The organism is Corynebacterium sp. Marseille-P4611 (genome assembly GCF_916618765.1).
Lineage (GTDB): Bacteria > Actinomycetota > Actinomycetes > Mycobacteriales > Mycobacteriaceae > Corynebacterium > Corynebacterium marquesiae.
The window spans coordinates 1,082,076-1,107,469 of record NZ_CAKAKD010000001.1 but is presented as its reverse complement, the minus strand read 5'-3'; the positions used below and the strand labels follow the sequence as shown (position 1 = coordinate 1,107,469).

The window sequence follows — 25,394 nt, the reverse complement described above, 5'->3', positions numbered from 1 at the left end:
CACTAATGTACCGTTTGAACCCCATCTGGTGGGGGCGGGGTCTCGCAGTGTCGCTCTAGCCGTAGGCCAGCGGCGGCCATCGCGAGGCCGCCGAGCGCGGAGGCAATGACCCCCACGAGGTCATCGGAAGCCGCCGCGAGCGTACTGGCGTTGGGTATGACGTAGACGGCAATGCCGGCATAGATGCCGCCCACGATGGAACCCGTCCATGCCGAGGCCTTGCCCACCAGCATGAACTGCGTGATGGTCATGGGATTGAGCTGCGAATTATCCAAGCCAATGCCGTGTTCGTCCTCGGTTGCTTGATCGACCTTCCAGGTCAGCGCCACGCAGATGACCGCCATGAGCCACAGTGTGGCCGAGACCGTTACCGGGATTTGCAGCATGGAGCCATAAAAGCGCGTGGTGAGGATGGCCGCCGCGGCGGCGAAAAAGACCCCGGTGCCGATGAGGGCACCCAGCGAGGTCCGTGTCATAGCTCCTCCATCATGCCCAGCCGGCGAATCTCGGCGCGCTCTTTCGGGTCGAGTGCTGCTACCCGCTTGGCGACGCCCTCCCCACTCAACCTAGCACCACCATCGGCCGCCAACCACGGAATCAGCACGAAGGCACGCTCGTGGGCATAAGGATGCGGGACGATAAGCTCTGGGTCGTCGGAGGTATAGCCCTCGATATCAATGATGTCTACATCCAGCGTGCGCGGGCCCCAGTGGCGCACGCGGACACGCTCGGCGGCCTCTTCAAGCTTCTGCCCGCGGCGCAGGAGTTCCTTCGGAGTCTCCTCGACGTCCACGATGAGCACCGCGTTGAGGAATTCGTCTTGGTCCGTCACGCCCCACGGCGGGGTGGCATAGACGGGCGAAGCGGCAACGATCTCGCTGGCAAACTCGTCGAATACCGTGCGCAAAAGCTCCACGCGGTCATCCATATTGGAGCCGATGGAGAGCACCGCGCGCATTAGAGGGTCCTCGCGTGCTTGCGGGAGCGGCGGGCGACCACGGCGACGTCGGCAAAAGTGCGTGGAATCGGCGCCTGCGGCTTGTGCAGGGTGACCTCCACAGCATGCAGGCCTTCGAAGGTCTCCATGATGGTATCGGCCACCTCGCTGGCGACGGTCTCGATAAGGTCGCGGGCGGGGCCTTCGATGATTGTTGCGGCGACGTCGGCAAGCTCGGCGTAATTGATGGTCTTGGTCAGATCATCGGTGGCGGCGGCCTCGGCGAACTCGGACCAACAGGTAATGTCCACGATGAAGGGCTGACCGGTGCGCTTTTCTTCTTCGAAAACGCCGTGGTAGCCAAAGCATTCTAGGCCGGTGAGCTCGATGCGGTCTGCCATGTTTTACTCCTTTGGGTTGCGCGGTAGGGCGGTGGATTTCATGGTGCCGTTGCCATCGGCGCCATTGCTATAGCTGCCGCTAGCATTGGCCCCGCCCGCGTAGCCGTTGCCGGCATTCCACGCAGCCGCAACATCGACGGCGTCGCGCGAGACGGCGACCTCGTGCACGCGCACACCCCACGCGCCCATCTGGGCGGAAATGGCGGTCACGGCCGCAGTCGCGGGATCGGCCAGCAGTGGGCTGGACTCCACGCCACGGTCCTCCCGGATGGCGGCGAGGAAGCGCTTGCGGGAAGCGCCCACCAGCATGGGGAATTCGGCGTCGAGGAACTCCGGCAGGGCCTTGAGCAGCGCCCAATTATCCTGCGGGGTTTTGGCGAAGCCTAAGCCCGGATCGAGCACGATATTATCGCGGCGCACGCCGGCCTCCAGCGCGTTATTTGCCAGGCGCTCGAGGGTCTCATGCACATCGCGCACCACATCGCCGCCATGGTCGGCGCTACCGGCTGCGGATCCAAAGGCGCCTTCCTGCAGCGTGCGCCAGTGCATCAAACAGACGGGCACACCGGCCTCGGCCATCGCGCGATACATCTCCGGATCAGCTAGGCCACCGGAGACGTCATTAATCATGTCCACGCCGGCCGCTGCGGCCGCACGGGCCACCGAGGCGCGCATCGTATCCACGGAGGTGCGGATGCCCAGCTCGCTCAGCGCCTTAATGACGGGAACCACGCGGCGCTTTTCGACGTCCGCTTCTACCCGCACCGCACCCGGCCGGGTGGACTCACCGCCGACGTCAATCATGTCCGCGCCCTGCGCCACGAGTTCGCGGGCGTGGTTGATGGCGGCATCGACGTCCAACCACTTACCGCCATCGGAGAAGGAATCCTCCGTGACGTTGACGATGCCCATCACCAGCGTGCGGTTGGCGATGCTCAGATCCGATACCGAGGTTGCCTGCTGCATGGCGTGCTCCTTCTCGCTTTCGTGGTAACCGGGGGACTTAGCTGCGAATCAGGCTGAGCACCTCGGCGCGGGAGGCGGCATTGTTCTTGAAGCCGCCGCGCACCGCGGAGGTGGTCGTCGTCGCACCAGGCTTGCGGATGCCGCGCATGGCCATGCACAAGTGCTCGCACTCAATGACCACGATGACGGACTGCGCACCGAGGACCTCCACCAGGGCGTCTGCTACCTGCTGGGTGAGGCGCTCTTGGACTTGGGGGCGCTTAGCGTACATATCCGCCAGGCGGGCGAGCTTGCTCAAACCGGTGACGTGGCCGTCTTTGCCCGGGATGTAGCCAATATGCGCCACACCGTAGAACGGCACCAAGTGGTGCTCACAGGTGGAATAAATGGGGATATCGCGCACCAGAACCAATTCTTGGTGGTCCTCAGCGAAGGTCTTGTGCAGGACCTCGGTGGGGTCCTCGTGCAGGCCGGCGAAGACCTCGCGGTAGGCGCGGGCCACGCGGGCCGGGGTTTCGCGCAAGCCCTCGCGGTCAGGGTCCTCCCCTACCGCAAGGAGCAGCTCACGCACCGCTGCCTCCGCTCGGTCTTGGTCGAAGGCGGCGCGAGCGGGAATGTGATTATCAGGCATTAGTTATCTTCTTGCTTATCGTCCTCGCGCGCATAGGGGTTCTTGCGGCGATCCTTCTCGTCCCAGCCAGGGGTAAACCACTGACGGGTCTCGGCATCAGCCTCCGCGCCGGCGTCCGGCTTGTGGTGCTTGCCACCGCCGGTAGCGGGGCGTGCGGCAGGACGGGCGGTTGGCTCGGAAGCCGGAGCAGACTGAGCGTCGCGAGCCTGCTGGGCAGGCTGGTCCGGCGCGGAGTCCTCGGAATCCTTTGCGGCTGCGGGTCCGTTGCCCAGCTCGCGGGCGGTGTCCGGGTCGACGTAATCTCCGGCGTGCTGGCCAAAGTTGAAGCCCACCTCACCCTTCGGCTCTTCGCCGGCGAGGCGGCGCTCGCGGGCGGCCCGGGAGGCATCGAGAAGCGTCATGCGCTTAGGCAGCTCCTCGCCGCGCTCCTTCGCCAGCTCAACCGGGGTCTTCACTGGGGCGTAGCCAATCTGGCGTGGGAAACGATCGTCCTCACCTGGGAAGACATCGAAGGCCTCGCGCGGTTCGATGCCGTCGAATATGCGCTCCAGGTCAGGGCGGCGCAGGGTTTCCTTCTCCAGCAGGGCCGCGGCCAGCTTGTCCAGGTAGTGACGGTTATTGCGCAAGATGTCATAGGCCTGCTCGTGCGCGCGCTCGAGCAGGTAGCGCATCTGCTCATCAATCTTGGAGGCAACCTCATCGGAGTAATCGATGGAGCCACCGCCACCCATCTGGCTGAAGGGATCGCCCTGCTCCTTGCCGTACTTCACGGTGCCCAGGTCCGGGGAGAAGCCATACTCGGTGAGCATGGAACGAGCGATCTTAGTGGCGTTTTCAATATCGGAAGACGCACCAGTGGTCGGCGCTCCGAAGACCAGCTCTTCGGCAGCGCGGCCACCCATGGCAAAGACCAAGCGGGAGAAGAGCTCGTCGCGGGTGTACATGCCCTTGTCGTCTTCCTGGGAGGTCATGGCGTGGCCGCCGGTACGGCCGCGGGCCAGGATGGTGACCTTGTACACGCGCTCAATATCCTTGAGTGCCCACGCAGAAAGCGTGTGTCCGCCCTCGTGATAAGCGGTCACCTTCTTCTCGTGCTCGGAGATGATCTTGCCCTGGCGGCGCGGGCCGCCCACGACGCGGTCGGTGGCCTCTTCCAAGGCATCATAGGTAATGACGTTGCCGCCGATGCGGGCGGTAAGCAAAGCGGCCTCGTTGAGTACATTGGCCAGATCCGCACCGGACATGCCGGCGGTGCGCTTGGCCAGCTGCGCTACGTCAACCTCTTCTGCCAGCGGCTTATTCTTTGCATGCACGCGCAGGATCTCCTCGCGGCCGGCAAGATCCGGGTTGGTGACCGGAATCTGGCGGTCGAAGCGGCCCGGGCGCAGCAGCGCCGGATCGAGGATATCCGGGCGGTTGGTGGCGGCGATGAGGATAACGCCTTCGCGGTCACCAAAGCCGTCCATCTCTACCAGGAGCTGGTTGAGGGTCTGCTCGCGCTCATCGTGGCCGCCGCCGGTACCGGAACCGCGCTGGCGGCCCACGGCGTCAATCTCGTCGACGAAGATAATGCAGGGGCTATTTTCCTTCGCCTGCTTGAACAAGTCGCGCACACGGGAGGCACCCACACCAACGAACATCTCCACAAAGTCAGAACCGGAGATGGAATAGAACGGCACGCCGGCCTCGCCAGCCACGGCGCGGGCAAGCAAGGTCTTACCGGTACCCGGAGGGCCGTAGAGCAGCACGCCGCGCGGGATCTTGGCGCCTAGGTCGTGGTAGCGGGTGGGGTCTTCCAGGAAGTCCTTGATCTCCTGCAGCTCGTCCACGGCCTCATCCGCGCCGGCCACGTCCTCAAAGGTATTGGTCGGCATATCCTTGGTCAGTTCCTTGGCCTTGGAACCGCCGATGCCAAACATGCCACCAGCGCCCTGCTGCATGCGGGACATGAGCCAGAAGAGCACGCCAAAGAGGATGATCATCGGCAGCAGCATGCTGAGCATGGAGCCCAAGAAGGATTCCTGCGTGACATTGGTCTGGTATTTCTCAGCGCCGGAATCCTTGACGGCGTTAAAGACCTGCTCGGAGGCGCGGGCCGGGTACTTGGCCACGATTTCCTGCACGCCGTCGCGCTCGTCTACCGTGATTTCATCCTTGAGCTTGATGCGCAGGCGCTGCTCGCGGTCATCGATTTCCACCTCATTGACGTTTTTGTCTTTGAGCTGGGTCAGCGCAACGGAGGTATCCGCTTGCACGTAGCCGCGGGCATCGTTGCTAAAGAAGGTAAAGGCGTACAGCGCGATAAGGATGAGGGCCGCAATCCCGCCGTAGCGAAGAATCTTATTGTTTTTCATTACTGCGCGATTTTAGTTGGTGGTATAGACATCGGGGTGGAGGGTGCCCACGTAGGGGAGATCGCGGTAGCGTTCCGCATAGTCCAAGCCATAGCCGATGACGAATTCATTCGGGATATCAAAGCCCACATCCAGCAGATCAATATCAGCCTTGACTACTTCCGGCTTGCGCAGCAGGGTGACCACATTCAGCGAAGCAGGGCTGCGGCCTTCCAGGTTGCGGATGAGCCACGACAGGGTGAGGCCGGAATCGATGATGTCTTCCACGATGAGCACGTTGCGCCCCGCAATATCGCGGTCCAAATCCTTCAAAATGCGCACCACGCCGGAAGAGGAGGTGGAGGCGCCGTAGGAGGATACGGCCATAAACTCCAGCTCGGAGGGGATGGATAGCTTGCGCGCAAAGTCCGTGAGGAAGAATGCGGCGCCCTTGAGCACGCAGACCAACAGCAGGTCGTGCTCAGAGTCGGCATACTTTTCCGAGACCAGATCCGCGAGTTCTTGGACGCGGTTTTGCAGTTCCTCTTCTCCAATGAGGATTGCTTCTACATCGTCACCGTAGCGGTTTGCGGGAACGGCGAAGTCTTTCTTGTCGTGCACGTGTGCGCTCCTTTAATGACCAGACAATAGTGCCAGTTTGCCACCTATACGGGCTACTTCCAACCTCTGCCCCACCTGCCCCGTCGATCGCACGGCCACCGGGCCCTGCCCGTGCCAGTGGGTGCACAGCTTGCCGACGTCCCCCACTGCCCTCCTTGTTACCTCTACCCCCTCGCTGACCAGCCACGCCGCGATAGCCCGCCGGCGCCGCGGCTCCGCCATCGCCGCCAGCTCAGCGCAGTCCGTGGTGGGTAGGGTGCGCAGGGCGGCGTCGTCAAGCGCGGCGTCGCTTGCCGCTTGCGCCAGCGCTGGCACCGCATCCCCACCGATGATGCGGCTCAACTGCGGAATGACCTCGCGGCGCAGCGCCACGCGGCGGAAATGGGTGTCCGCGTTCTGTGGGTCCTGCCACGTCGAAAGGCCCAACTCCGCGCAAGCGCCTTCGGTATCGGCGCGGCGCACGTTCAGCAGCGGCCGCACCACGCGGGCGCCTTCCACCTCGCTGCGCTCGTTCATGCCGGTCACCCGCCCGCGCAGCGCGCCGAGCAGCAGCGTTTCCGCCTGGTCATCGGCCGTATGCGCCACGGCCACCTCTAAACCTTCGTCTGCGCACGCGGCGGCCAGTGCTCGATACCGCGCCGCCCGCGCGGCCGCCTCCATCGACTCCGCCCCCGCCGCAGCGCCCGCACCCGCCTCAACGCTAAGCACCTGCGCCCGCGCGCCCAGCGTTCGGGCCTGTTCGGCCGCGCGCTCGGCCTGCGCCCGCGATCCGTCCTGCAGCCCGTGGTCCACGCACAGCGCGAGCACGTCGTGCCCTTCCGCCACGAGCGCCGCCATGAGAGCCAGCGAATCCGCGCCCCCGGAAAGCCCCACCGCCACTGCGTGGTCAAGATCGGCGGTGCGCACGCCGCGCCGACACGCCAGAAAGTGCGGCGAAACCCGCGGCCAAAAGGGCTTATTAGAACTCATGCAGTGCAGAAGCCAATGCGTCTTGAGCCTTGCGGGCGGCCAAGATATCACCGTCATTCACAAGGAAGGCAAAGGCATACACGCGCCCGGAATTACCCTGCGCGGTGCCGGCCAAGGCCGAGACCCCAGTCAGCGTGCCTGTCTTGGCGCGCACATAGCCCTTGGCCGCGGAATCGCCGTAGCGTTCGTACAGCTTGCCATCGCCGCCGGCCACCGGCAGGTAGGACACCAGCGGGCGCAGACGCGGATCCTTGACCGCGCCATTGATGAGCTGCGTCAACAACCCGGCGGTGAGTCGATTGTCTACCGAGAGCCCGGAATTATCCTTAATATCGACGCCCTCGACGTCGAATCCTTGCTCCCGCAGCACCTCGAGCGTGGCCTGCGTATCGCCTTCAAAGCTGGCTTCTTTGCCACGGGCCATCGCCAGCTCACGCGCAATGGCCTCGGCCATGACGTTGTCCGAGTGGCGCACCATTTCTCGGGCGCGGTCCGCTAGCGGCGGCGAATCCACGCTCGCCACCTCCTGCGCGTTCTCCGCCACAGAGCCCATGCCTACCTTGCCCGCGCCGAGGCGATCGCCTAGCTGCTTAGCGACGTCCAAAGCAGGCTCATGACTCCTCGGCACGTCCCCCGTCGTCGCGCCCAGGCGACCGCCGTAGAGCATGGCCGGTTCCATCGGCGCGACGAAGCCGCCGTCCACGTCCTCCGGATCCCAACCCGGGGCCTGCGCCTCGCCGGACCACACAGAAGTATCGATGTAGACACCATCGACCTGCTCGACGTTCTTCGAAATCTGCTCGGCCAAATCATCGAGCTGTTCGTGCGTCATCCACACATCGCCCGCGGCCTTGATGACCACGTTCCTTTCGTTCGACCCACGGTAGACCTTGGTGGTGATTCTCTCATTCTCATCCAGCGCCAACGTCGCCGCCGCAGTGGTGAGGACCTTCGTGGACGAGGCCGGGGTAAGCCGCTTATCCGCGTCGCGCTGCCACACTACGTCGCCGGTTTCGGTATCGATCACCTCGCCGCCGAAAGTGGCAAGGTCCTTATTCTTAGCGAGCTCATCCAGCTTCGCCCTCAGCGCATCCAGGTTCGCCTCGCCCGGCTCTGCTGCGCTCAACGGCTCCTTAGGAGCCTGCACCGCCTGTGCTTCTCCGTGCGAGAGATCGCCGTATTCGCGCTGGAGGGTAACGCCCAGCGCAGCCGTACCTCCGACCGCTGCCGCTACCACGAGCGCGGTCGCTGACCACCAAACATGCTTTGCTTTCATTGCCTTTAACCCTAGCGCGAATCCGCAACGCGCTAGACTATGGGCAGTAATTGATACCCAATCCCCCATGGAGGACATCGCTGTGAGCGTTGAAGTAACCATTGAAATCCCGAAGGGCTCCCGCAACAAGTACGAGGTTGACCACGAGTCCGGCAAGGTCTACCTCGACCGTTACCTGTTCACCCCGATGGCTTACCCGGCTGACTACGGCTTCATCGACCACACCCTGGGTGAGGACGGCGACCCGCTGGACGCCCTGGTCATCCTGCCGGAACCGGTCTTCCCAGGCGTAGTCGTTGAGGCCCGCATCGTCGGCGTCTTCAAGATGACCGACGAGGCCGGCGGCGACGACAAGCTGCTCGCCGTCATCGATGACCCACGCTGGGAGCGCTACCAGGACATCGACGATGTGGAGCAGCACATCAAGGACGAAATCGAGCACTTTTTCGTCCACTACAAGGACCTGGAGCCGAACAAGGAAGTCACCGGCTCCGACTGGGGCGACAAGGCCGAGGCAGAGAAGATCCTCGACGAGGCTAAGGCTCGCTTCAAGTAAGCGCTTCTGAGCGCGGGCCCCTTGGCCCTGAGCCCGCGGGCTCCCTCCCGGGCGTTTCGATCAAATAGCACCGCGAAAGCGGCTGTTTTCAAGGCCGTATTTGATCGAAACGCCCCCTTTTTGTCTTTTTCACACCAGCAAGGCCCTCCCCGCGACACAATCCCGTCCCCGCAGTACAATTCGATCACATAGCAGGCCGAAATCACCGGCCTCGGGGGACCTAATTGATCGAAATGAACGCCTAGGGGTGGGCGCATGAGAATCTTCACCACGCGCACGGCCGCGCGCCGCGCTATCGACAACCAAGCCGTGAAAATCTGCCACGGACTCTATACCGAAGGCAAGCCCTCGCCGCGCGAACTCGCGGAAATCGTCTCCCGCCGCTGGCCCGATTCGGCGCTCGACGGCTACTCGTGCGCCCACCACTACCTCGGCCACGCTTTAAGTTTCCCACTCCATTTCCTGCGCGCAGGAACGATGGCCTCCAGCCCGTACTTCCGCAGCCGCCGCGCCCGTCCGAAGGCACTGGGCCAGCTCAATGGCATTAACGTGTGCAATCCGCTGCAGGCCACAGAAATCATGGCGGAGGAAGACGCCGTCGCCTTCCTCGAGGCCTGCTTTGCCGGCCAGTACGGCGCCTCGCAGATGGAGGGCCACATGCTTGATTTTCAGCGCTTCCCACAGCACACCCGGCGCATCCTGGAAAACACCGTCCTCGGCGCTGATAGCGTCCCCGAACGCAACCTCACCCGCGCGCTTCGGCCCCATGTCACCGTGTATAACAACAGATACATTGGCCCTTACCGCTGGGATTTGCTCTTGGAGGAGCACAAGCTGGCCATCGAGGTCGACGGCTACGCCTACCACCAGGGCGAGAACCGGCAGCGGTTCGAAATTGACCGCCACAAGCTTAACGACGCCGTCCACAGAGGCTACAAACCCCTCCACTTCACCGCCGCCACAATCGAGCACCACCTCGACATGGCTGTTGGCCAAGTCCTCGCGATAGTCCATGATAAAGGCGACACTGTGCAGCCACCGTGGCAGTGGCACCACTACTGGCGGTTCCAGCGCTAGCGCTGGGACACGCGGAGCAGCATAAGAACCTCTGCGTGACTAGGGTATGAGGCATGAAAAACGTTCAACCAACTGAAGTACCAGAAGGCGCTCAGCTCATTGATGTCCGCGAGAATGATGAGTGGGCGGTAGAGCGCGCAAAGGGCGCGACCCATATCCCGATGAGTGAGATTACGGGTCGCATCCAGGAAATCGACCCAGACAAGGACATTTACGTCATCTGCCACGCGGGCGGCCGCAGCATGCAGGTCTGCCAGTATCTGGAGCATGCGCTGGGCTGGGACACCATCAACGTCGATGGCGGCACGGATAACTGGAAGGCTGCCGGGCTTCCCATCGAAACGGATTAATTGGCCTTAACCAATCTTTTGGGATTATTATGATGGTATGGCTTCCACGAATAATTCTGTAATCCCAACTGCCTTACTCGAATCCCCGTCGTTCCAGCTGGAGCGCCTCCGCCGTCGCACCCGCGATGGCGTCGAGGCCGCCCTGCAGACCAAGCAGACGACGCTGCGCGAGTACTGGGTTCTTACCTGCCTGGTGGACGCGGATGCCGCGTCGCAGTCCTACCTCTCCGAGACCCTGGCCATTGATGCTTCTGACATGGTGCGTCTTATCGACGCCCTCGAAGACCGCGGCTGGGCCAAGCGCGAGCGCGACCCGAAGGATCGCCGCCGCCAGATCGTCGCGTCTACCAAGAAGGGCGCAAAGGTCCACAAGGACTTGGCGGAGCTTGTTTCCGCCGCCGAGGACGAGGCTTTGGATGAGTCCACCAATAAGCAGCTCAAGCACCTGCGTAAGTTGGCCAAGTCCATCATCGCCGCGGACGAAGAAGAGGCATAAATGGCAGGACCCGAATCACGTGTCCCGCAGCAGTACCTTCTAGGTAGCGCGGCTCCGCGGCCGCGCACGCTGTGGAACATCATCACGGCCACCGCGGAAATGCATCCAGACGCCGCCGCGCTTGACGACGGCGAGATCATCACCTACTCCGAACTCATCCACGAGGTCGAACTGTGGGCCACCGAGCTGCACGCCAATGGCGTCCGCCGAGGCGATCGCATCGGCATCCGGATGACCTCCGGCAAGCGCGAGCTCTACCTCGCCATTTTGGCGACCCTGGCGGCAGGCGCGGCCTACGTGCCTGTCGACGCCGACGACCCGGACGAGCGCGCCGAGATGGTCTTCGGCGAGGCCGATATCGATGGCGTTTTTACTGATGAAGGCTTCCGCTTCCTGCGCGATTCCGCGCGCCCGGACGCCCCGGCCGAGGAGTCCAATGCCCCGCTCCCAGAAGACACCGCGTGGATCATCTTCACCTCCGGTTCTACCGGCAAGCCGAAGGGTGTGGCCGTGAGCCACCGTTCTGCGGCTGCCTTCGTAGATGCCGAGGCCAGCCTCTTTTTGGTTAATCACCCCCACGGGCCACTCGGCCCGGAGGATCGTGTGCTCGCCGGGCTGTCCGTCGCCTTCGATGCCTCTTGCGAGGAAATGTGGCTGGCCTGGGGCCACGGTGGCTGCTTGGTCCCGGCACCGCGCTCCCTGGTGCGATCCGGCATGGATTTGGGCCCTTGGCTCATCCGCCGCGATATCACCGTCGTGTCCACCGTGCCTACCCTGGCGGGCCTCTGGCCGGCCGAGGCTCTCGACAATATCCGCCTACTCATCGTCGGCGGCGAGGCCTGCTCGCAGGAACTGGTAGACCGCCTGGCCACCGAGGACCGCGAGATGTGGAATACCTACGGCCCCACCGAGGCCACCGTCGTCGCCTGTGCGCAGCAAATGCTGCCCGGACGGCCGGTGTCCATTGGCTTGCCGTTGAATGGGTGGGACCTGGTGGTCGTCGATAAGCAGGGCATGCCTGTGGAAATGGGCGGCGTCGGCGAGCTAGTGATCGGCGGCGTGGGACTGGCGTCCTACCTGGATCCGGCCAAGGACGCGGAAAAGTACGCCCCGTTGGAGTCGATGGGCTGGCAGCGTGCGTATCGCACCGGTGACCACGTGCGCCTAGAGGAAGACGGACTGTACTTCGTCGGCCGCGTAGATGACCAGGTGAAAATTGGTGGGCGCCGCATCGAGCTCGGCGAGGTTGAAGCCAACGTCGCGGCCCTGGATAACGTCTATAACTCGGCCGTGGCCGTGCAGAAGACCCCGGGCGGCGAGTCCGTTCTGGTGGGCTATGTTTCCCTCGAGGATGAGGCCAAGGGCTTCGATCACGAGGCCGCGCACGCCCGCCTGGCCGATACCATGCCGGCCGCGCTCGTCCCGCGCATCTGTGTGATGGAAGAGCTGCCGGTGCGTACCTCCGGCAAGGTGGATAAGAAGGCCCTGCCATGGCCACTGCCTGGAGTGGGCGTGGAATCGACCACGCTGACCGAGACTGAGAAGTGGCTCGCGGAACTGTGGGTAGAAACACTCGGCGTATCCGTGGAGGACGAGAACGCCGATTTCTTCTCTCTCGGCGGCACCTCATTGGCGGCCGCAACCCTCGTGGGTCATATCAGGGAGCGCTACCCCAACGTGGCGGTGCGCGACCTCTACGACCACCCGCGCTTGGGTTCGCTGGCCGACCTCATCGCCGGTGCCGAGCCGCACCCCGCGGCTGCTGACGTCCCCATGCGCGAGGTCACCAAGGTCGGCTTCGGCACCCGCCTCGCCCAGACACTGATTCAGATCCCCGTCATGACGCTGGCCGCCTCCAGCTGGCTGGCCTGGCTCATGTTGGGTTCCACCGTGGCGGCATCGTTGGGCTTCGAGTGGGCCGCGGCCTTCCCGTGGTGGTTGGTCATCGTCATGCTCGTTGTCTTTGTCACCCCAATCGGCCGCATCCCCATCGGCGGCTACGGCGCGCGTCTTATTACGGCCGGCATCAAGTCGGGCGATTACCCGCGCGGCGGTTCGACGCACCTGCGCATCTGGGCGGCCGAGCGCTGGGCTAATGCCTCCGGCGCGAGCTCCCTGGCCGGTGCCACACGCGTGAATAACTACGCCCGCGCGCTCGGCGTCAAGGTCAAGCGCGGCGTGGATCTGCACTCCCTGCCGCCGGTGACCGGCCTGCTCACGCTGGGCAAGCACGCCGCCATCGAGCCCGAAGTGGACCTTTCCGGTTATTGGCTGGACGGCGATATCCTGCATGTGGGCGCCATCGACGTCAAGGAAGGCGCTCGCGTGGGCGCGCGCTCCACGCTGCTGCCTGGCACCGTGGTGGGCAAGTATGCCCACGTGGAGGCCGGTTCCACCGTTACCGGCCGCAAGAAGATCAAGGACGGCCAGCGCTGGTCGGGCTCACCTGCCAAGAAGGTGGGCCGCTCCAAGCACCGCTTCCCGTCCCATACGCCAAAGCGCCGGCCGTGGTGGGTGGCTATCTATGACGCCACCTCCGTCCTCCTCGCCATCCAGCCGGTTGTTGCGCTGGCGATAGGCGCGGCCATCGTCCTCGCCCTCGTGCATTCCACAGGCGGCGATAGCTTCGTCGGTGCGGTCTTCTTCGCGCCCGTCGGCGCACTGGCGGCCTTTGTCACCTATATGCTGCAGACCTGGCTGGGCGTACGCATTCTCTCGCTCGGCATTAGGCCGGGCGTGGCACCCGTGCGCTCGGTCACGGGCTGGCGCCTGTGGGCCATCGAGCGCCTCATGGACGAGGCTCGCACCAAGCTCTTTCCGCTCTATGCCTCCCAGCTGACCCCAGCATGGCTGCGCTCGCTCGGCGCGGAGATTGGCACCAACGTGGAAATCTCCACCGCGGTCATGATCCCCAAGCTCACCGAGGTCAAAGAGGGTGCCTTCCTGGCCGATGACACCATGATCGGCGGCTACGAGCTCGGCGGCGGCTGGATGCGCACCGGCGAGACCAAGGTGGGCAAGCGCTCCTTCGTGGGCAACTCCGGCATCACCGCACCCGGCCGCAAGCTATCCAAGAACTCGCTGGTTGCCGTTCTTTCTTCTACCCCGAAGAAGACGAAGGCCGGCGCCAACTGGTGGGGTGCGCCGCCAGAGCGCATGCGCCGCGTGACCGTGGAGGTGGACTCCCCCGCTAACTCGGGTGAGGCGCTGACCTATAACCCGGGCTTTGCCGTCAAGGCCGCCCGCGGCGTGGTGGAAACCATGCGCCTTTTGGCACCGATGTTTTCCGCCATGCTGCTCGCGGCAACCCTTAGCGTGTACTACTCGCTTCTCGACGCCCTCGGCTTCCCCCTCACCTGGCTCCTCTCCGGCCTCGTGCTCATGGGCATGGGTGCCGTAGCCATGGCCGTTACCGTTGCCGTGAAGTGGATCTGCGTGGGCAAGCACCGCGCGGCCGACCACCCGCTGTGGTCCGCTTTTGTCTGGCTCAATGAGCTGCAGGATACCTTCGTGGAGGTCGTCGCCGCGCCGTGGTTCTTCCAGCACACCTACGGCTCCGGGGAGATCAACCTGGGGCTGCGCGCCCTCGGCGTGGAAATCGGCCGCGGCGCGTGGATCGATTCCTACTGGTTCCCGGAAACGGACCTCATCCGCATCGGTGAGGCCGCCACCGTGGGCCCTGGTACGGTGGTGCAAACCCACCTTTTCCAGGACCGCGTGATGAGCTTGGATACCGTCACCGTCGAGGCCGGATCTACACTGGCCTCCCACTCGGTGGCGCTGCCTGCCTCACTGATTGGCAAGGCCTCCACCGTAGGCCCCGGTTCGCTGGTTATGCGCGGCGACCGCGTTCCCACCAACGCCGTGTGGCAGGGCAACCCCATCGAGCCGTGGGAGCGCTAGGCCGCCGGCCATAATCTGCGCCCTACCGCGCGAAGTCCTGATACTTAATCATTTCGCCGGACTTGAAGTCCCAGGCCTCCACCCGGACACGGTCAACAAAGACCTTGACCCGCAGTCCGGTGGAGGCCTCTTCCTTTTCCTTGACGATTTTCTCGTCATTATCGCCATCCGGTAGGTACTCATTGAGGATGGCACCAGTGTTGACTACTGGGAAGCCGGTGCGGCCGGCCTCGCCGGTGCCGTCGTAGCGGCGGGTTCCCCACCAGTTATTTTGGTGCAGCGAGGAGTGGCTGTGGCTGCTAAACCACACGATGTTGTTGTATTTATTAACCACATTGGAGAGCGCCTCGAGGTCCTCAAAGTCATTCTGGTACCACGCCGAATGAGACATCGATACCGTCTGCGGCAGCAGTGGATGGCTAAAGACCAACGCCGGAGTGCCCTTCGCATCCCAATAAGCCAGGCGCTCATCTAGCCAATCGAGCTGCTCCTTGCTGATGCGCTGGAACGGCTCCTTGCCGTGGCGCAGGACATCGGAATAGAACTCGGTATTTACCGAAATGAGCGGCACCCCATCCACCACTTCTTCCTTCCACGGCTTATCCTGGCCGGAGTATTTGAGGAAGCGGTCAAGGTAGGTCTTAGAGCCTTCCTTGCCGTACATTTCGTGGTTGCCGATGGTCCACAATTCCTTGCCCGAATCATGCGGCACCTCGCTGTGCGCGGCCAAGAAATCATCCCACTGCTGCTGCGAGCCATCATCGACGAGGTCGCCGTTGAGCACCAGCGCCCCGGCCTTGTCCTCCATACCGTTCAACTGGCGGACCGCGTCTTTGTAGTCTTGGGGGTCGCCTTGGACGTCGGAAAGCACGTCCACGGTAGCCTGCGGCGAGCCTTCAAGCTCACCGAGCGGCTTGACGACGCCCACGTTATCCACCGCCCACCACCAGTCATCATTGCCGTTGTTGTAGCTGAAGCTAACCTGCATATTCTTCGCGCCGGCCGGCACGTCCACGCCAATGGACTCGTGCTTGGAGAAGACGTCTTTATCAAAGACGGCGATTTCCTGGGCTTCCCCACCATCGAAGGAGACAGTCACCGTGGCATTTTGCCCGTCTTTGCCCTGGCGGTAATGGTGGTCGAATTCCACATTCACCCGCTCCTGCCCCGCCACCGGGATGGCCGGGCTCTTTAGATCCGCGGTCATGGAATCGCCTTCGGCTAGGCGCTGCTGCTTGTTGTCGATGATGGCGAAGGTGTCATGCGCTTGGGTGAAGTAGTGACGCATATCGGTACCGGACGCCCAGGTCCAGTGGCGCATATCGCCAAAGGTCCAGCCCTTCCAGCGGGCCTCGCCCGAGTCCACGCCGTGCACGTCAGTGCTCCACCCCTCCGGTGCGCGGTGGGTAAACCATGCCGGGGTATCCACCCCGTCGAAGCTTTCCTGCCACAGCACCCGCGATTCAGTGCCTTCCCCCGGCTGCACATCGTCTCCCGCCGAGGATCCCTCGGACGAGCCCTGGGAGGACCCCCAGGAAGAGCCCGATGAGGAACTCAGCGAGGAGCCTAACGACGAACCCAAAGAAGAACCAAAGGAGGAACCCGGAAGCGAGGACTGGGCCGCCGCAACGGGCGCGCCCACCATTCCGGTGAGCGCCAGGACAGATGAGAAAGCACAGAGTTTATTTTTCATAATTCAATTTCTATCCGTCCTGGGCAACGACGCGGTTACATATACGTAAACTCTTGGCAAGCATTACATGCCCGCCAAGAGTCCTCACTTTGAGGTCCGCGTGAATTTAGGTGTGGCGGTCGAGCCAGTCCACGACGGTATCGAGAGCCTGATCGGCAGCCGGCTCATTAAAGACCTCGTGCTTCTGCCCCTCCCAGGTCACGTACTCCACGTCTTCAGAAGAGATGGAGTTGTACCAATCCTGGGAGAAGTACGGCGGAACGATGCCGTCCTTGGTGCCGTGCATGATGAGCGTCGGTGCGGTGAAGAGGTCCGCATTGACGGCGTCGTAGTTCGCAATCGCCGCCAACTGCAGGGCAGTTCCAGCGCTGGTCTTCTGCGCAATGAGCGGGCTAGAGGCATACTCGTCCTTCACCGCTTGGTTAGTGGAGATACCATCCGTAAATGGATTAGACAGCTGAATGTCCTTGCTCCACTCCGGCGATTGTGCGCCAATTTCGGTGCGGTGCGGAATCAAGTTCTGCGCATAGTGCGCATTAAAGCTGGTGAGTTGGGCCAGCGGCAAGCGTTCAAAGATGGTGGGATCCAGCTTCTTCTGGGTCTCCGAAATATCATCCGGGGTGATATTCTTTCCGGCCACGTTCTTGCCAGAGAGGTTCAGCGGCGCCCCGCCACCGTTGGTAATGATGCCATCCACCTTGCCCGGCTCACGGATGCCATAAGCCTCCACGGTCAGCGAGCCCATCGAGTGGCCCAGCAGGAAGGTCTTTACTCCCTGGTTTTCCTCCTTGGCCATGTCCACCACATGATCAAAGTCATCCAGAATGTACTGGAAATTATCTATGTGCCCCAGAGGCACGCTGCCGCCAGCGGACTTGCCGTGCCCGCGGTGATCTACGCGGTAGACGTTGTAACCTGCATCGAGCAAGCGCTTAGCGACGTAATCGTAACGCCCCGAGTGCTCAGATACACCGTGCGCCAAAACCACCGCACCGCGTGGGTTGGCCACCTTCTGCTTGCGGTAGTAGATCTTGACACCCTCGCCATGAGCGCTGTCGAAGTAGCCTTCCTCATCGGATACCTGTTTTTCCGAGACAGTTGGGCGCCCCAATACATCTGGTTTCTGGTCTGCCGCGGGCGCAGGCGCCGGAACTTCCTGGGCGATTGCCCCTGCCGTGAGCGTGCCAGATACCGCAACTGGTGCCGCCAGTACTGCTGCCGCTGTCAGGCAAGCGGTTAAATGCTTCTTCATCATCACCGTCTCCTCTTGGTGTTGTAGCTCATAATCATTTCCCAGATGAGATTGAGATAACAGTGATGCTAAATATTCTAAGACGGAGACCACAAATAGTTTTCGACAATGCTACCTACGTTTCCGTAACATAACCGCACGGAAATAGCCCTTTAAAATCCCCAAATTTCCGCGAAACTATTCCTCCCCATTTACCCCCTTTTGGTACCCCTAAAACAAAAAGCGGGAAACCCGGACTTACCGAGTTTCCCGCCTAATGTGCGGCTAATTCAGCTCAAGCCTAGTCACCAATCTGGTCGCGACCACGCTTAACGATGTTCTCATCGACCTCGCCCACCAGCTCGTGGTCCTTGTTCGTGTACTCGAACTTGGATAGGACATAGCGCATGGCGTTAATACGGGCACGCTTTTTGTCGTTGGACTTAATGGTGATCCACGGCGACTCTTCCGTATCCGTGTAGCGGAACTGCTCTTCCTTCGCACGGGTGTAGTCATCCCACTTATCTAGCGAAGCCAAGTCCATCGGGGATAGCTTCCACTGGCGCACCGGGTCGATCTGGCGAATGGCGAAGCGGGTGCGCTGCTCCTTACGGGTAACCGAGAACCACAACTTGGTCAGGGAGATACCCGAGCCCAGAATCATATTCTCCAGCATCGGAACCTCGCGGAGGAACTCCGCATGCTGACTTTCGGTACAAAAGCCCATTACTCGCTCCACGCCGGAGCGGTTGTACCAAGAGCGGTCAAAGAAGACGATTTCGCCACCAGCCGGGAAATGCTCAATGTAGCGCTGGAAATACCACGAGGTGGACTCACGCGGCGACGGCTTCTCCAGAGCCACAGTGCGAGCACCACGCGGGTTCAGGTGCTCGTTAAAACGCTTAATGGTGCCACCCTTACCGGCCGCATCGCGACCCTCAAAGATAATGATGTGGCGCTGGCCAGTTTCCTTGGTCCAGTTCTGCCACTTCAGCAACTCAATCTGCAGCGCGCGCTTAACGGACTCGTACTCATCGCGAGTCATACGCTCATCGTAGGGGTAATTTTCACGCCAAGTCTGAACCGGGGAACCATCCGGCATGATCAGCGAAGGATCATCCTCGTCGGTTCCGTCGACGACGTAGCCGTCAGTTTTTGCCAGGTCAATCTCGGGAAGGTCGTCGTCTTTAATATCAGCCATGCATTTAGTGTAACCCGAATGTAGACGGCAAGCGCGCTAAACTTTCGCAGTTACCCCTTCTCTCGAAACAGCAAACAAAACAAAAAGAAGGCCTACCGAAACGGTAGGCCTTCTTACTTCAGTAAGCTTTAAAGCTCAGAACTGAAGGATGTTCTTATGCGAACATGCCGATCAGCTGGGAAGCACCCTTAGCAACCTCGGTCAGCGGCTCAATGAGGGTGTAAGCAGCATTGAACAGGCCACCGAAGATGTCGAAAGCAAAGTTCAGGGTAGAGGAAAGGTTCTCCATTTTAGTGTCTCCTTAGAAAATTAGAGCTGGTTGAATTAGTTGGAGCTGAGTGCCGGAAGGGCTGCGTCGACTACCTCAAGGGAGGTCTTGAAAGAGTCGAAAGCATTAGCAATGCCAACCCAGTTGGACAGACCCTCGACAACCTTGTGCCAGCCTTCCCAGGTGTTAACGAAGTTGTCCAGGTGCATCTGGATGGTGGAGAGATCCATGTTTGAACTCCTAAAATAGATCCGAAGCTATCTTGCCCCGGAGGGGTTTGCAGTTTGCAGACACCCTCAGTGGGCGTCACAAGAGATATTTTGGCACAAGTTTGAACGAAATCAAGTCAAATTTACATAGATGTCCCTACACGCAGGCAACTTGATAAGGATAAGTTTATGACTTATAGCAGTCATTAGAAACTTTTTATCTTAATTGAAAGCCTGCTGAACTGGGCTTTTATGTCACGCTTTAAATAGTTGGACTAAATAAGACTTAACACTGTAACGCTTTCCGGTGTAACGAACGATAGATAGGCGCAAAACCCGCTCTCTGAGAGCGAAAAACTTTTTTAATTTCCGCCGCTTCAGTTACCCCTATACGGGGTCAATGGGGTGCATGGTTCGCGTGTTAAAAGTTGTGGCGGTGATTGGCGCACCACTTTCCGCGGTGGATTGCCCGAGTTTTCTTTGCACTAAGGCCCAAATGGAAACCGCCTATGAGAAGCGATTTCGGAAAATCTTTCCATGAAGAAGCCGTGCTGCCATATCGCATTGGTGAAGCAAAGTGCTGCAGACACGCCAAAGCGCCCCACTTCATGCGCTCAAAAGCACAGAAACGGGGCGCTCAGAAGGGCTAGAGGGCCCTAAAATGTGCCCTAATACCTCTCCGGGACCTAGAAGCCCATGCCGCCCATAGCGTCAGCGTCCGGCATGCCGTTGTTGGCACCAGCCGGCTCAGGCTTATCGGCAACGACAGCCTCGGTGGTCAGGAACAGAGCTGCAATGGAAGCAGCGTTCTGCAGAGCGGAGCGGGTGACCTTAACCGGGTCATTGATGCCAGCCTCCATGAGGTTGACGTACTCACCGGTAGCAGCGTTCAGGCCCTCGCCTGCCGGCAGGGAGGCAACCTTGTCAGCAACAACGCCTGGCTCCAGGCCAGCATTGTGTGCAATCTGCTTCAGCGGTGCAGACAGGGCCTCGCGGACGATCTTGACGCCGGTAGCTTCGTCGCCCTTGAGGTCATCCAGGGAATCCAGGACGGAAGCGGCCTGCAGCAGCGCTACGCCGCCGCCGGCAACGATGCCCTCCTCCACGGCAGCTTTTGCGTTGCGGACTGCATCCTCGATGCGGTGCTTGCGCTCCTTGAGCTCAACCTCGGTAGCGGCACCGACCTTGAGGACAGCAACGCCGCCGGAGAGCTTAGCCAGGCGCTCCTGCAGCTTCTCGCGGTCGTAATCGGAATCGGAGCTTTCGATCTCGGCACGGATCTGCTTGATGCGGCCGTCGATCTGCTCCTGGGAACCAGCACCCTGAACGATGGTGGTCTCGTCCTTGGTGACGACAACCTTGCGCGCCTGGCCCAGGTACTCGAGCTCGGCGGTCTCGAGGGAGAGGCCGACCTCCTCGGAGATGACCTGGCCGCCGGTGAGGATGGCCATGTCCTGCAGGGTGGCCTTGCGGCGGTCGCCGAAGCCCGGAGCCTTAACAGCAACGGACTTGAAGGTGCCGCGGATCTTGTTCACAACGAGGGTGGACAAGGCCTCGCCCTCAACGTCCTCAGCGATGATGAGCAGCGGCTTGCCGGACTGCATAACCTTCTCCAGCAGCGGAACCAGGTCCTTGATATTGGAGATCTTGGAGGAGACCAGCAGGATGTACGGATCCTCCAGGACCGCCTCCTGACGCTCCATATCGGTAGCGAAGTAGCCGGAGATGTAGCCCTTATCAAAGCGCATACCCTCAGTTACCTCGAGGTCAACGCCGAAGGTATTGGACTCTTCCACGGTGATAACGGAGTCCTTGTTTACGGAGCCGTTGCCCACGGTGTACATAGCCTCAGCGATCTTCTCGCCGATGGCCGGGTCAGCAGCGGAGATGCCAGCGGTGGTAGCAATCTGCTCCTGGGTTTCTACTTCCTTGGCAGAAGACAGCAGGGAGTCCACAACCTTCTTGGTTGCGGTCTCGATGCCGCGCTTGATGCCCATTGGGTTGGAACCTGCGGCTACGTTGCGCAGACCCTCGCGTACCAGAGCCTGTGCCAGCACGGTTGCGGTGGTGGTGCCGTCGCCTGCGACGTCGTCAGTCTTCTTGGCAACTTCCTTGACCAGCTCGGCGCCGATCTTCTCGTAAGCATCCTCGAGCTCGATTTCGCGAGCGATGGAAACACCGTCATTGGTAATGGTCGGGGCGCCCCAGGACTTTTCCAGGACGACGTTACGGCCCTTGGGGCCGAGGGTGACCTTGACGGCGTCGGCAAGCGTGTTTAGGCCGCGCTCGAGGCCGCGGCGGGCCTCTTCATCAAAAGCGATAATCTTTGCCATTGTGTTTGTGCTCCTTGGTTTATTGAGGACGACACTCACGTCTTTCTCGCTGCGGACGCCCGCGACGGCATGGCTGGTGAGTGTGAACCAACCTCAACCACAACGATGTAGATTTATCTAGCACTCATACTGTGCGAGTGCTAACGACCATTCTGGCACTCTCCCACCGCGACTGCAAGAAAAAATGGCGCCCCCGCGAAGGGACGCCATTATATAAGGAATGGTTCAGAGACTAGGAGCTCTTCACCGTGCGTTTGGTCCAGCGGTAGATGAACGTTAGCGCGATAATAAAGAGGACCACGCCCACCACGGTGGCGGAGGCGCCACCCTCAAAGATTTCCAGTGGGCTCTCGCCACCCGCGGCGGCGATGATGCCGGCGTTGATCACGCCGAACAGGGACTCACCTACAATGAGGCCGGTGGCCAGGAGGGTACCCATACGCTTGGCAAACTCCGGGTGAGATTGCTTCGCGGCCCACTTGTCATAGAAAGTGCCCAGGATGGCACCGATGGGGATGACGATGGTCAGGGCGGCCGGTAGGTACATGCCCATGCCGGCAGCTAGCGGGGACAGCGAGTACTTATCGGTGAACTTGCGCAGGAGCTCGTCAATAATAATAAGGACAGCGCCAATGGCCATACCGATGAAGATGAGGTTCCAATCCAACGAGCTATCGAAGATGCCGGAGGCAACGGAGGACATCAGGGCGGCCTGCGGGGCGGCCAAGGCGTCTTCGCCGGCGCCTTCCATACCTTGGAAGCCGAAGCCGTTGAGCATGACCTGCAGAATCGGCGGGATAACGAGAGAGCCGAAGACCACTCCGATAATGAGCGCTACCTGCTGCTTCCACGGAGTAGCTCCGACGAGCTGACCGGTCTTGAGGTCCTGCAGATTGTCATTGGAAATGGTGGCAATGCCAAAGACGATGGCCGCGGTGAAGAGCGTGTAGGCCACCAAAGACAAAGGATCCGCAGTGGTGCCGCGGGTGACGGCCGCGATGAGCAGCGAGGCAGCGAGCACGGCGATGATGCCGATGGAGGAAATTGGCGAGTTAGACGCACCAATCAGGCCGGCCATGTAGCCGCACACGGAGGCGATAATCAGGCCTACCAACAGGGTAAAGAGGACGGAAACGGTAATGAGCACGGCCATGTGGTCGTGAATATCAGTACCGCGCACAAAGTCCCACAACAGCAACGCGATAGGCACCATGAACGCCACGATGGTGGTGGCGACATAGGGGAAGGGAATATCGCGCTCGGTGACGTCCACGGCGGAACCGGACTTGCGCGCACGCGAGGAGGCCAGGGACTGGCGGATGCCCACAGCAATGGGAGCGGCAATCTTCAGCAGGGTCCATATGGCGGCGATGGCCATGGTGCCCACGCCGATGAAGCGGATGTCATCGGAAAAGGTGGTATCGACGACGTCGGCAAGCGCGGTGACCCCCGTAATATCGCCGGTGGTGAAAATGGGCAGCAAAATGAAGTAGGAAATCACCACGCCGACCAGCATGGCAATGCCTACCGGCAGGCCCACCAAGTGGCCGACGCCGATAAGGGCAGTAGAAAGGCTTGTACCCAGGGTGGTCGCGCCGGCGCCGAGCTTGAAATAGGCGGTGACCTCGGAGGCGGCGGCCTTCATTGCGGTCAGCAACGCCATTACGGCCGAGGTAATGCCACCGGCGACGATGACGCGCAGGCCCTTGGCATTTTCTTCCTGGCTGGTGCCGGAAGTATTTTCATCGCCCACCTTGAGGACCTCGGCCGCAGCCACACCCTCCGGGTAGGGCAGATCGGAGCCGGTGACCAAAGCGCGGCGCAGCGGGATGGAATACATCACGCCCAGCACGCCGCCGATGATGCACACGCCGGCCGTCTGCAGGAAGCCAAAGCCCTGCCAGTACCCCACCATCACCAGGCCCGGGAGGACGAAGATGATGGCGGACAGGGTGCCCGCAGCAGAGGCGATGGTCTGCACGATGTTGTTTTCTTTAATGTTGTGGCCCTTGAACCGGCGCAGCACCGCCATGGAAATCACGGCGGCCGGGATGGAGGTAGCAAAGGTCAAGCCCACCTTCAGGCCTAAGTACACGTTGGCAGCGGTGAAGATGAGGGTAATCAGGCCACCGATAATGATGCCGCGCAGAGTCAGCTCGGGCAGGGAGGCCTTGGAACCTGCGGCGGATGATGCGCTCGCCATGCCAGGTCCTTTCTATTCTCGGCTATGAAAGTTTCTCGTTTCACCCTGCGTAGCAAACCGCGGCCTGCCACGTCCGTTTCTGTCTGTTTGGCGCCGGTTCCTTCCCGGAATAGGGTCCGAACGGACAGAATCCGCACAGGGTGGAATGAAAAAATTTTAGTTCACCACCCCAGCGTTTTCCTATTCCGGTTGCTCTATAGCTTGGGGCGGGCGGGTACCGTAGAGAACATGACTGCACTTAATGAAAGCATTCGCAACGATCGCGAGACCATTTTCCGCCAGCTCAGCGAGCTCGTGGCCTTTAACTCCGTCCATGACGAGGAAGGCCTAGAGGACCAGACCAAGGGCGCAAGCCAGTGGGTTAAGTCCGCACTGGAAGAAGCCGGAGTGAGCGTGGAAACCATCACCACGGCCGATGGCTCCACCGCCATCTTGGGTGAGCGCAAGGGCGATGAAGGCGCCAAGACGGTGCTGCTCTACTCCCACTATGACGTGGTGCCGGCCGGCAACCGCGAGGCTTGGGAATCCGATCCGTTCACCCTTACCGAGCGCGAGGCCGCCGATGGCTCCACCCGCTGGTATGGCCGCGGCGCCGCCGATTGCAAGGGCAATGTGGCCATGCACCTGGCCGCCCTGCGCGCGGTGGACAATAACGGCGGCACCAAGGTGAACCTGAAGTACCTCATCGAGGGCTCCGAGGAGCGCGGCGGCGAGGGTTTGTCCCAGCTCATCAAGGACCGCCCGGAGCTTTTTGCTGCCGACGCCATCCTCATCGCCGATGCGGGCAACGCCGCTGTAGGCCAGCCGACCTTGACCACGTCCCTGCGCGGCGGCGCGCAGATTGGCGTGCAGGTCGATACCTTGGCCTCCGCCGTGCACTCCGGCCAGTTTGGCGGCGCGGCACCGGATGCCGCCAAGGCGCTGATGCGCGCCATTGACTCCCTGTCCGATGAGTACGGCCGCACCGTTATCGACGGCGTGGATACCACCGCCGAGTGGTCCGGCCAGGAGTACCCGGCCGAAGCCTTCCGCGCCGATGCGCAGCTGCTGGAGGGCACCAAGATCATGGGCGAAGACGACCCGGCCGGTGCCACCCCAGTGGCCAATATGGTCTGGTCCCGCCCGGCCATTACCGTGACCGGCTTTACCTCCACCCCTGTGTCTGAGGCTGTCAACGCCGTGCCCGCCACTGCTTCCGCCCAGCTCAACTTGCGCGTTCCGGCCGGTGCCGATGCCGCCGCGATTGCCGACGCCGTCTGCGATCACCTGCGTTCCCACACCCCTTGGGGCGCACAGGTCAAGGCCGAGGTGCTGGAATCCAACGCTGGCTTTGCCACCGATCCGGAAAAGCCAGCCGCTGCCCTGCTGGGCGAGTGCCTGTCTGAGGCTTATGGCAAGGAAACGGCCGCACAGGGCATGGGCGGCTCCATTCCGCTGACCACGGAGCTGCAGGAGGCTCACCCCAACGCGGAGATCGCTCTCTACGGCGTGGAGGAGCCAAAGTGCACGATCCACTCCGCCAATGAGTCCGTCGACCCCACCGAGATCGAAAACATCGCCGCCGCGGAAGCACTCTTCTTACAGCGCTATTCCTAAGGCTTGCGCCCCCTAGCCCAGCCTGGGCCCTACCTACCGCCGCGGCACTGCGGCGTACCCCGCTCCTTGGGGAGCGGGGTTTCTTTATGCCGCAAAACAGCAGCATATAATACAGTGCCAAAAATAATTCTTTCCAAGCCGTAG

Annotated in this window: 22 protein-coding genes; 6 read left to right on the top strand and 16 right to left on the bottom strand. The window is 61.6% G+C overall.

Annotated elements, in window-relative coordinates; all coding sequences use genetic code 11:
* Nucleotides 1-2 precede the first annotated feature (2 nt).
* From LG376_RS05365 to dacB, 9 genes are read right to left on the bottom strand one after another with little or no spacing between them, the layout of a single operon-like run.
* Nucleotides 3-476: a DUF3180 domain-containing protein gene (locus tag LG376_RS05365; RefSeq protein WP_225746404.1), complete on the bottom strand. Its 474-nt coding sequence runs from the start codon at nucleotides 474-476 to the stop codon at nucleotides 3-5.
* Nucleotides 473-958, bottom strand: coding sequence for a 2-amino-4-hydroxy-6-hydroxymethyldihydropteridine diphosphokinase (folK, locus tag LG376_RS05360; protein WP_049377906.1), 486 nt, complete (start codon nucleotides 956-958; stop codon nucleotides 473-475). The genes LG376_RS05365 and folK overlap by 4 nt, the downstream gene beginning before the upstream one ends.
* Nucleotides 958-1,338: a dihydroneopterin aldolase gene (gene folB / locus LG376_RS05355; RefSeq protein ID WP_225746403.1), complete on the bottom strand. Its 381-nt coding sequence runs from the start codon at nucleotides 1,336-1,338 to the stop codon at nucleotides 958-960. The genes folK and folB overlap by 1 nt, the downstream gene beginning before the upstream one ends.
* Nucleotides 1,339-1,341: 3 nt before the next feature.
* Complete coding sequence (gene folP / locus LG376_RS05350; protein ID WP_225746402.1) at nucleotides 1,342-2,304, bottom strand: dihydropteroate synthase; 963 nt, start codon at nucleotides 2,302-2,304, stop codon at nucleotides 1,342-1,344.
* 37 nt (nucleotides 2,305-2,341) lie between these two features.
* Nucleotides 2,342-2,935 carry a GTP cyclohydrolase I FolE gene (gene folE, locus LG376_RS05345; protein WP_005325658.1) on the bottom strand — a complete coding sequence of 198 codons (594 nt, stop codon included), beginning with the start codon at nucleotides 2,933-2,935 and terminating at the stop codon, nucleotides 2,342-2,344.
* A complete protein-coding gene (gene ftsH, locus LG376_RS05340) occupies nucleotides 2,935-5,289 on the bottom strand; it encodes an ATP-dependent zinc metalloprotease FtsH (RefSeq protein WP_225746401.1) in 2,355 nt (784 codons plus the stop codon). Before ftsH ends, folE begins: the two co-directional genes overlap by 1 nt.
* 12 nt (nucleotides 5,290-5,301) lie before the next feature.
* Nucleotides 5,302-5,889 carry a hypoxanthine phosphoribosyltransferase gene (gene hpt / locus LG376_RS05335; RefSeq protein ID WP_049377910.1) on the bottom strand — a complete coding sequence of 196 codons (588 nt, stop codon included), beginning with the start codon at nucleotides 5,887-5,889 and terminating at the stop codon, nucleotides 5,302-5,304.
* A 12-nt stretch (nucleotides 5,890-5,901) separates the two neighbouring features.
* Entirely contained in the window at nucleotides 5,902-6,858 is a 957-nt protein-coding gene (gene tilS, locus LG376_RS05330) for a tRNA lysidine(34) synthetase TilS (RefSeq protein ID WP_225746400.1), read from the bottom strand.
* Nucleotides 6,848-8,134, bottom strand: a complete 1,287-nt coding sequence (dacB, locus tag LG376_RS05325; RefSeq protein WP_049377912.1) for a D-alanyl-D-alanine carboxypeptidase/D-alanyl-D-alanine-endopeptidase — start codon at nucleotides 8,132-8,134, stop codon at nucleotides 6,848-6,850. Before dacB ends, tilS begins: the two co-directional genes overlap by 11 nt.
* Nucleotides 8,135-8,201: 67 nt before the next feature.
* On the opposite strand from dacB, the gene LG376_RS05320 reads away from it, so the two are divergent.
* From LG376_RS05320 to LG376_RS05300, 5 genes are all read left to right on the top strand, one after another.
* The gene (locus tag LG376_RS05320) at nucleotides 8,202-8,690 is read left to right on the top strand and encodes an inorganic diphosphatase (RefSeq protein WP_304505921.1); all 489 of its coding nucleotides are present in this window, start codon (nucleotides 8,202-8,204) and stop codon (nucleotides 8,688-8,690) included.
* Nucleotides 8,691-8,945: 255 nt separating this feature from the next.
* Nucleotides 8,946-9,767, top strand: coding sequence for a hypothetical protein (locus LG376_RS05315; protein ID WP_225746399.1), 822 nt, complete (start codon nucleotides 8,946-8,948; stop codon nucleotides 9,765-9,767).
* Between the two features lie 53 nt (nucleotides 9,768-9,820).
* Nucleotides 9,821-10,117, top strand: a complete 297-nt coding sequence (locus LG376_RS05310; RefSeq protein WP_049377914.1) for a rhodanese-like domain-containing protein — start codon at nucleotides 9,821-9,823, stop codon at nucleotides 10,115-10,117.
* A gap of 37 nt (nucleotides 10,118-10,154) precedes the next feature.
* A complete protein-coding gene (locus tag LG376_RS05305; RefSeq protein ID WP_198492088.1) occupies nucleotides 10,155-10,613 on the top strand; it encodes a MarR family winged helix-turn-helix transcriptional regulator in 459 nt (152 codons plus the stop codon).
* Complete coding sequence (locus LG376_RS05300) at nucleotides 10,614-14,516, top strand: Pls/PosA family non-ribosomal peptide synthetase (RefSeq protein ID WP_225746398.1); 3,903 nt, start codon at nucleotides 10,614-10,616, stop codon at nucleotides 14,514-14,516.
* Between the two features lie 22 nt (nucleotides 14,517-14,538).
* Here LG376_RS05300 and LG376_RS05295 read toward each other — a convergent pair whose 3' ends face one another.
* From LG376_RS05295 to LG376_RS05270, 7 genes are all read right to left on the bottom strand, one after another.
* Nucleotides 14,539-16,209, bottom strand: coding sequence for a metallophosphoesterase (locus LG376_RS05295; protein WP_225746397.1), 1,671 nt, complete (start codon nucleotides 16,207-16,209; stop codon nucleotides 14,539-14,541).
* A gap of 106 nt (nucleotides 16,210-16,315) precedes the next feature.
* Entirely contained in the window at nucleotides 16,316-17,464 is a 1,149-nt protein-coding gene (locus tag LG376_RS05290) for an alpha/beta hydrolase (RefSeq protein WP_225746396.1), read from the bottom strand.
* A gap of 277 nt (nucleotides 17,465-17,741) precedes the next feature.
* Nucleotides 17,742-18,641 (bottom strand): polyphosphate kinase 2, encoded by a 900-nt coding sequence (ppk2, locus tag LG376_RS05285; protein WP_023019951.1) that lies wholly within the window; start codon nucleotides 18,639-18,641, stop codon nucleotides 17,742-17,744.
* Between the two features lie 154 nt (nucleotides 18,642-18,795).
* The gene (locus LG376_RS12585; protein WP_255632127.1) at nucleotides 18,796-18,930 is read right to left on the bottom strand and encodes a hypothetical protein; all 135 of its coding nucleotides are present in this window, start codon (nucleotides 18,928-18,930) and stop codon (nucleotides 18,796-18,798) included.
* A gap of 35 nt (nucleotides 18,931-18,965) precedes the next feature.
* Nucleotides 18,966-19,139, bottom strand: coding sequence for a hypothetical protein (locus LG376_RS05280; RefSeq protein WP_225746395.1), 174 nt, complete (start codon nucleotides 19,137-19,139; stop codon nucleotides 18,966-18,968).
* A gap of 665 nt (nucleotides 19,140-19,804) precedes the next feature.
* A complete protein-coding gene (gene groL, locus LG376_RS05275; RefSeq protein ID WP_086588229.1) occupies nucleotides 19,805-21,451 on the bottom strand; it encodes a chaperonin GroEL in 1,647 nt (548 codons plus the stop codon).
* Nucleotides 21,452-21,683: 232 nt separating this feature from the next.
* Nucleotides 21,684-23,654 (bottom strand): OPT family oligopeptide transporter, encoded by a 1,971-nt coding sequence (locus LG376_RS05270; RefSeq protein ID WP_225746394.1) that lies wholly within the window; start codon nucleotides 23,652-23,654, stop codon nucleotides 21,684-21,686.
* A 228-nt stretch (nucleotides 23,655-23,882) separates the two neighbouring features.
* Between LG376_RS05270 and LG376_RS05265 the strand changes: the two genes are divergently transcribed.
* A complete protein-coding gene (locus LG376_RS05265; protein WP_225746393.1) occupies nucleotides 23,883-25,250 on the top strand; it encodes a dipeptidase in 1,368 nt (455 codons plus the stop codon).
* Nucleotides 25,251-25,394 lie beyond the last annotated feature (144 nt).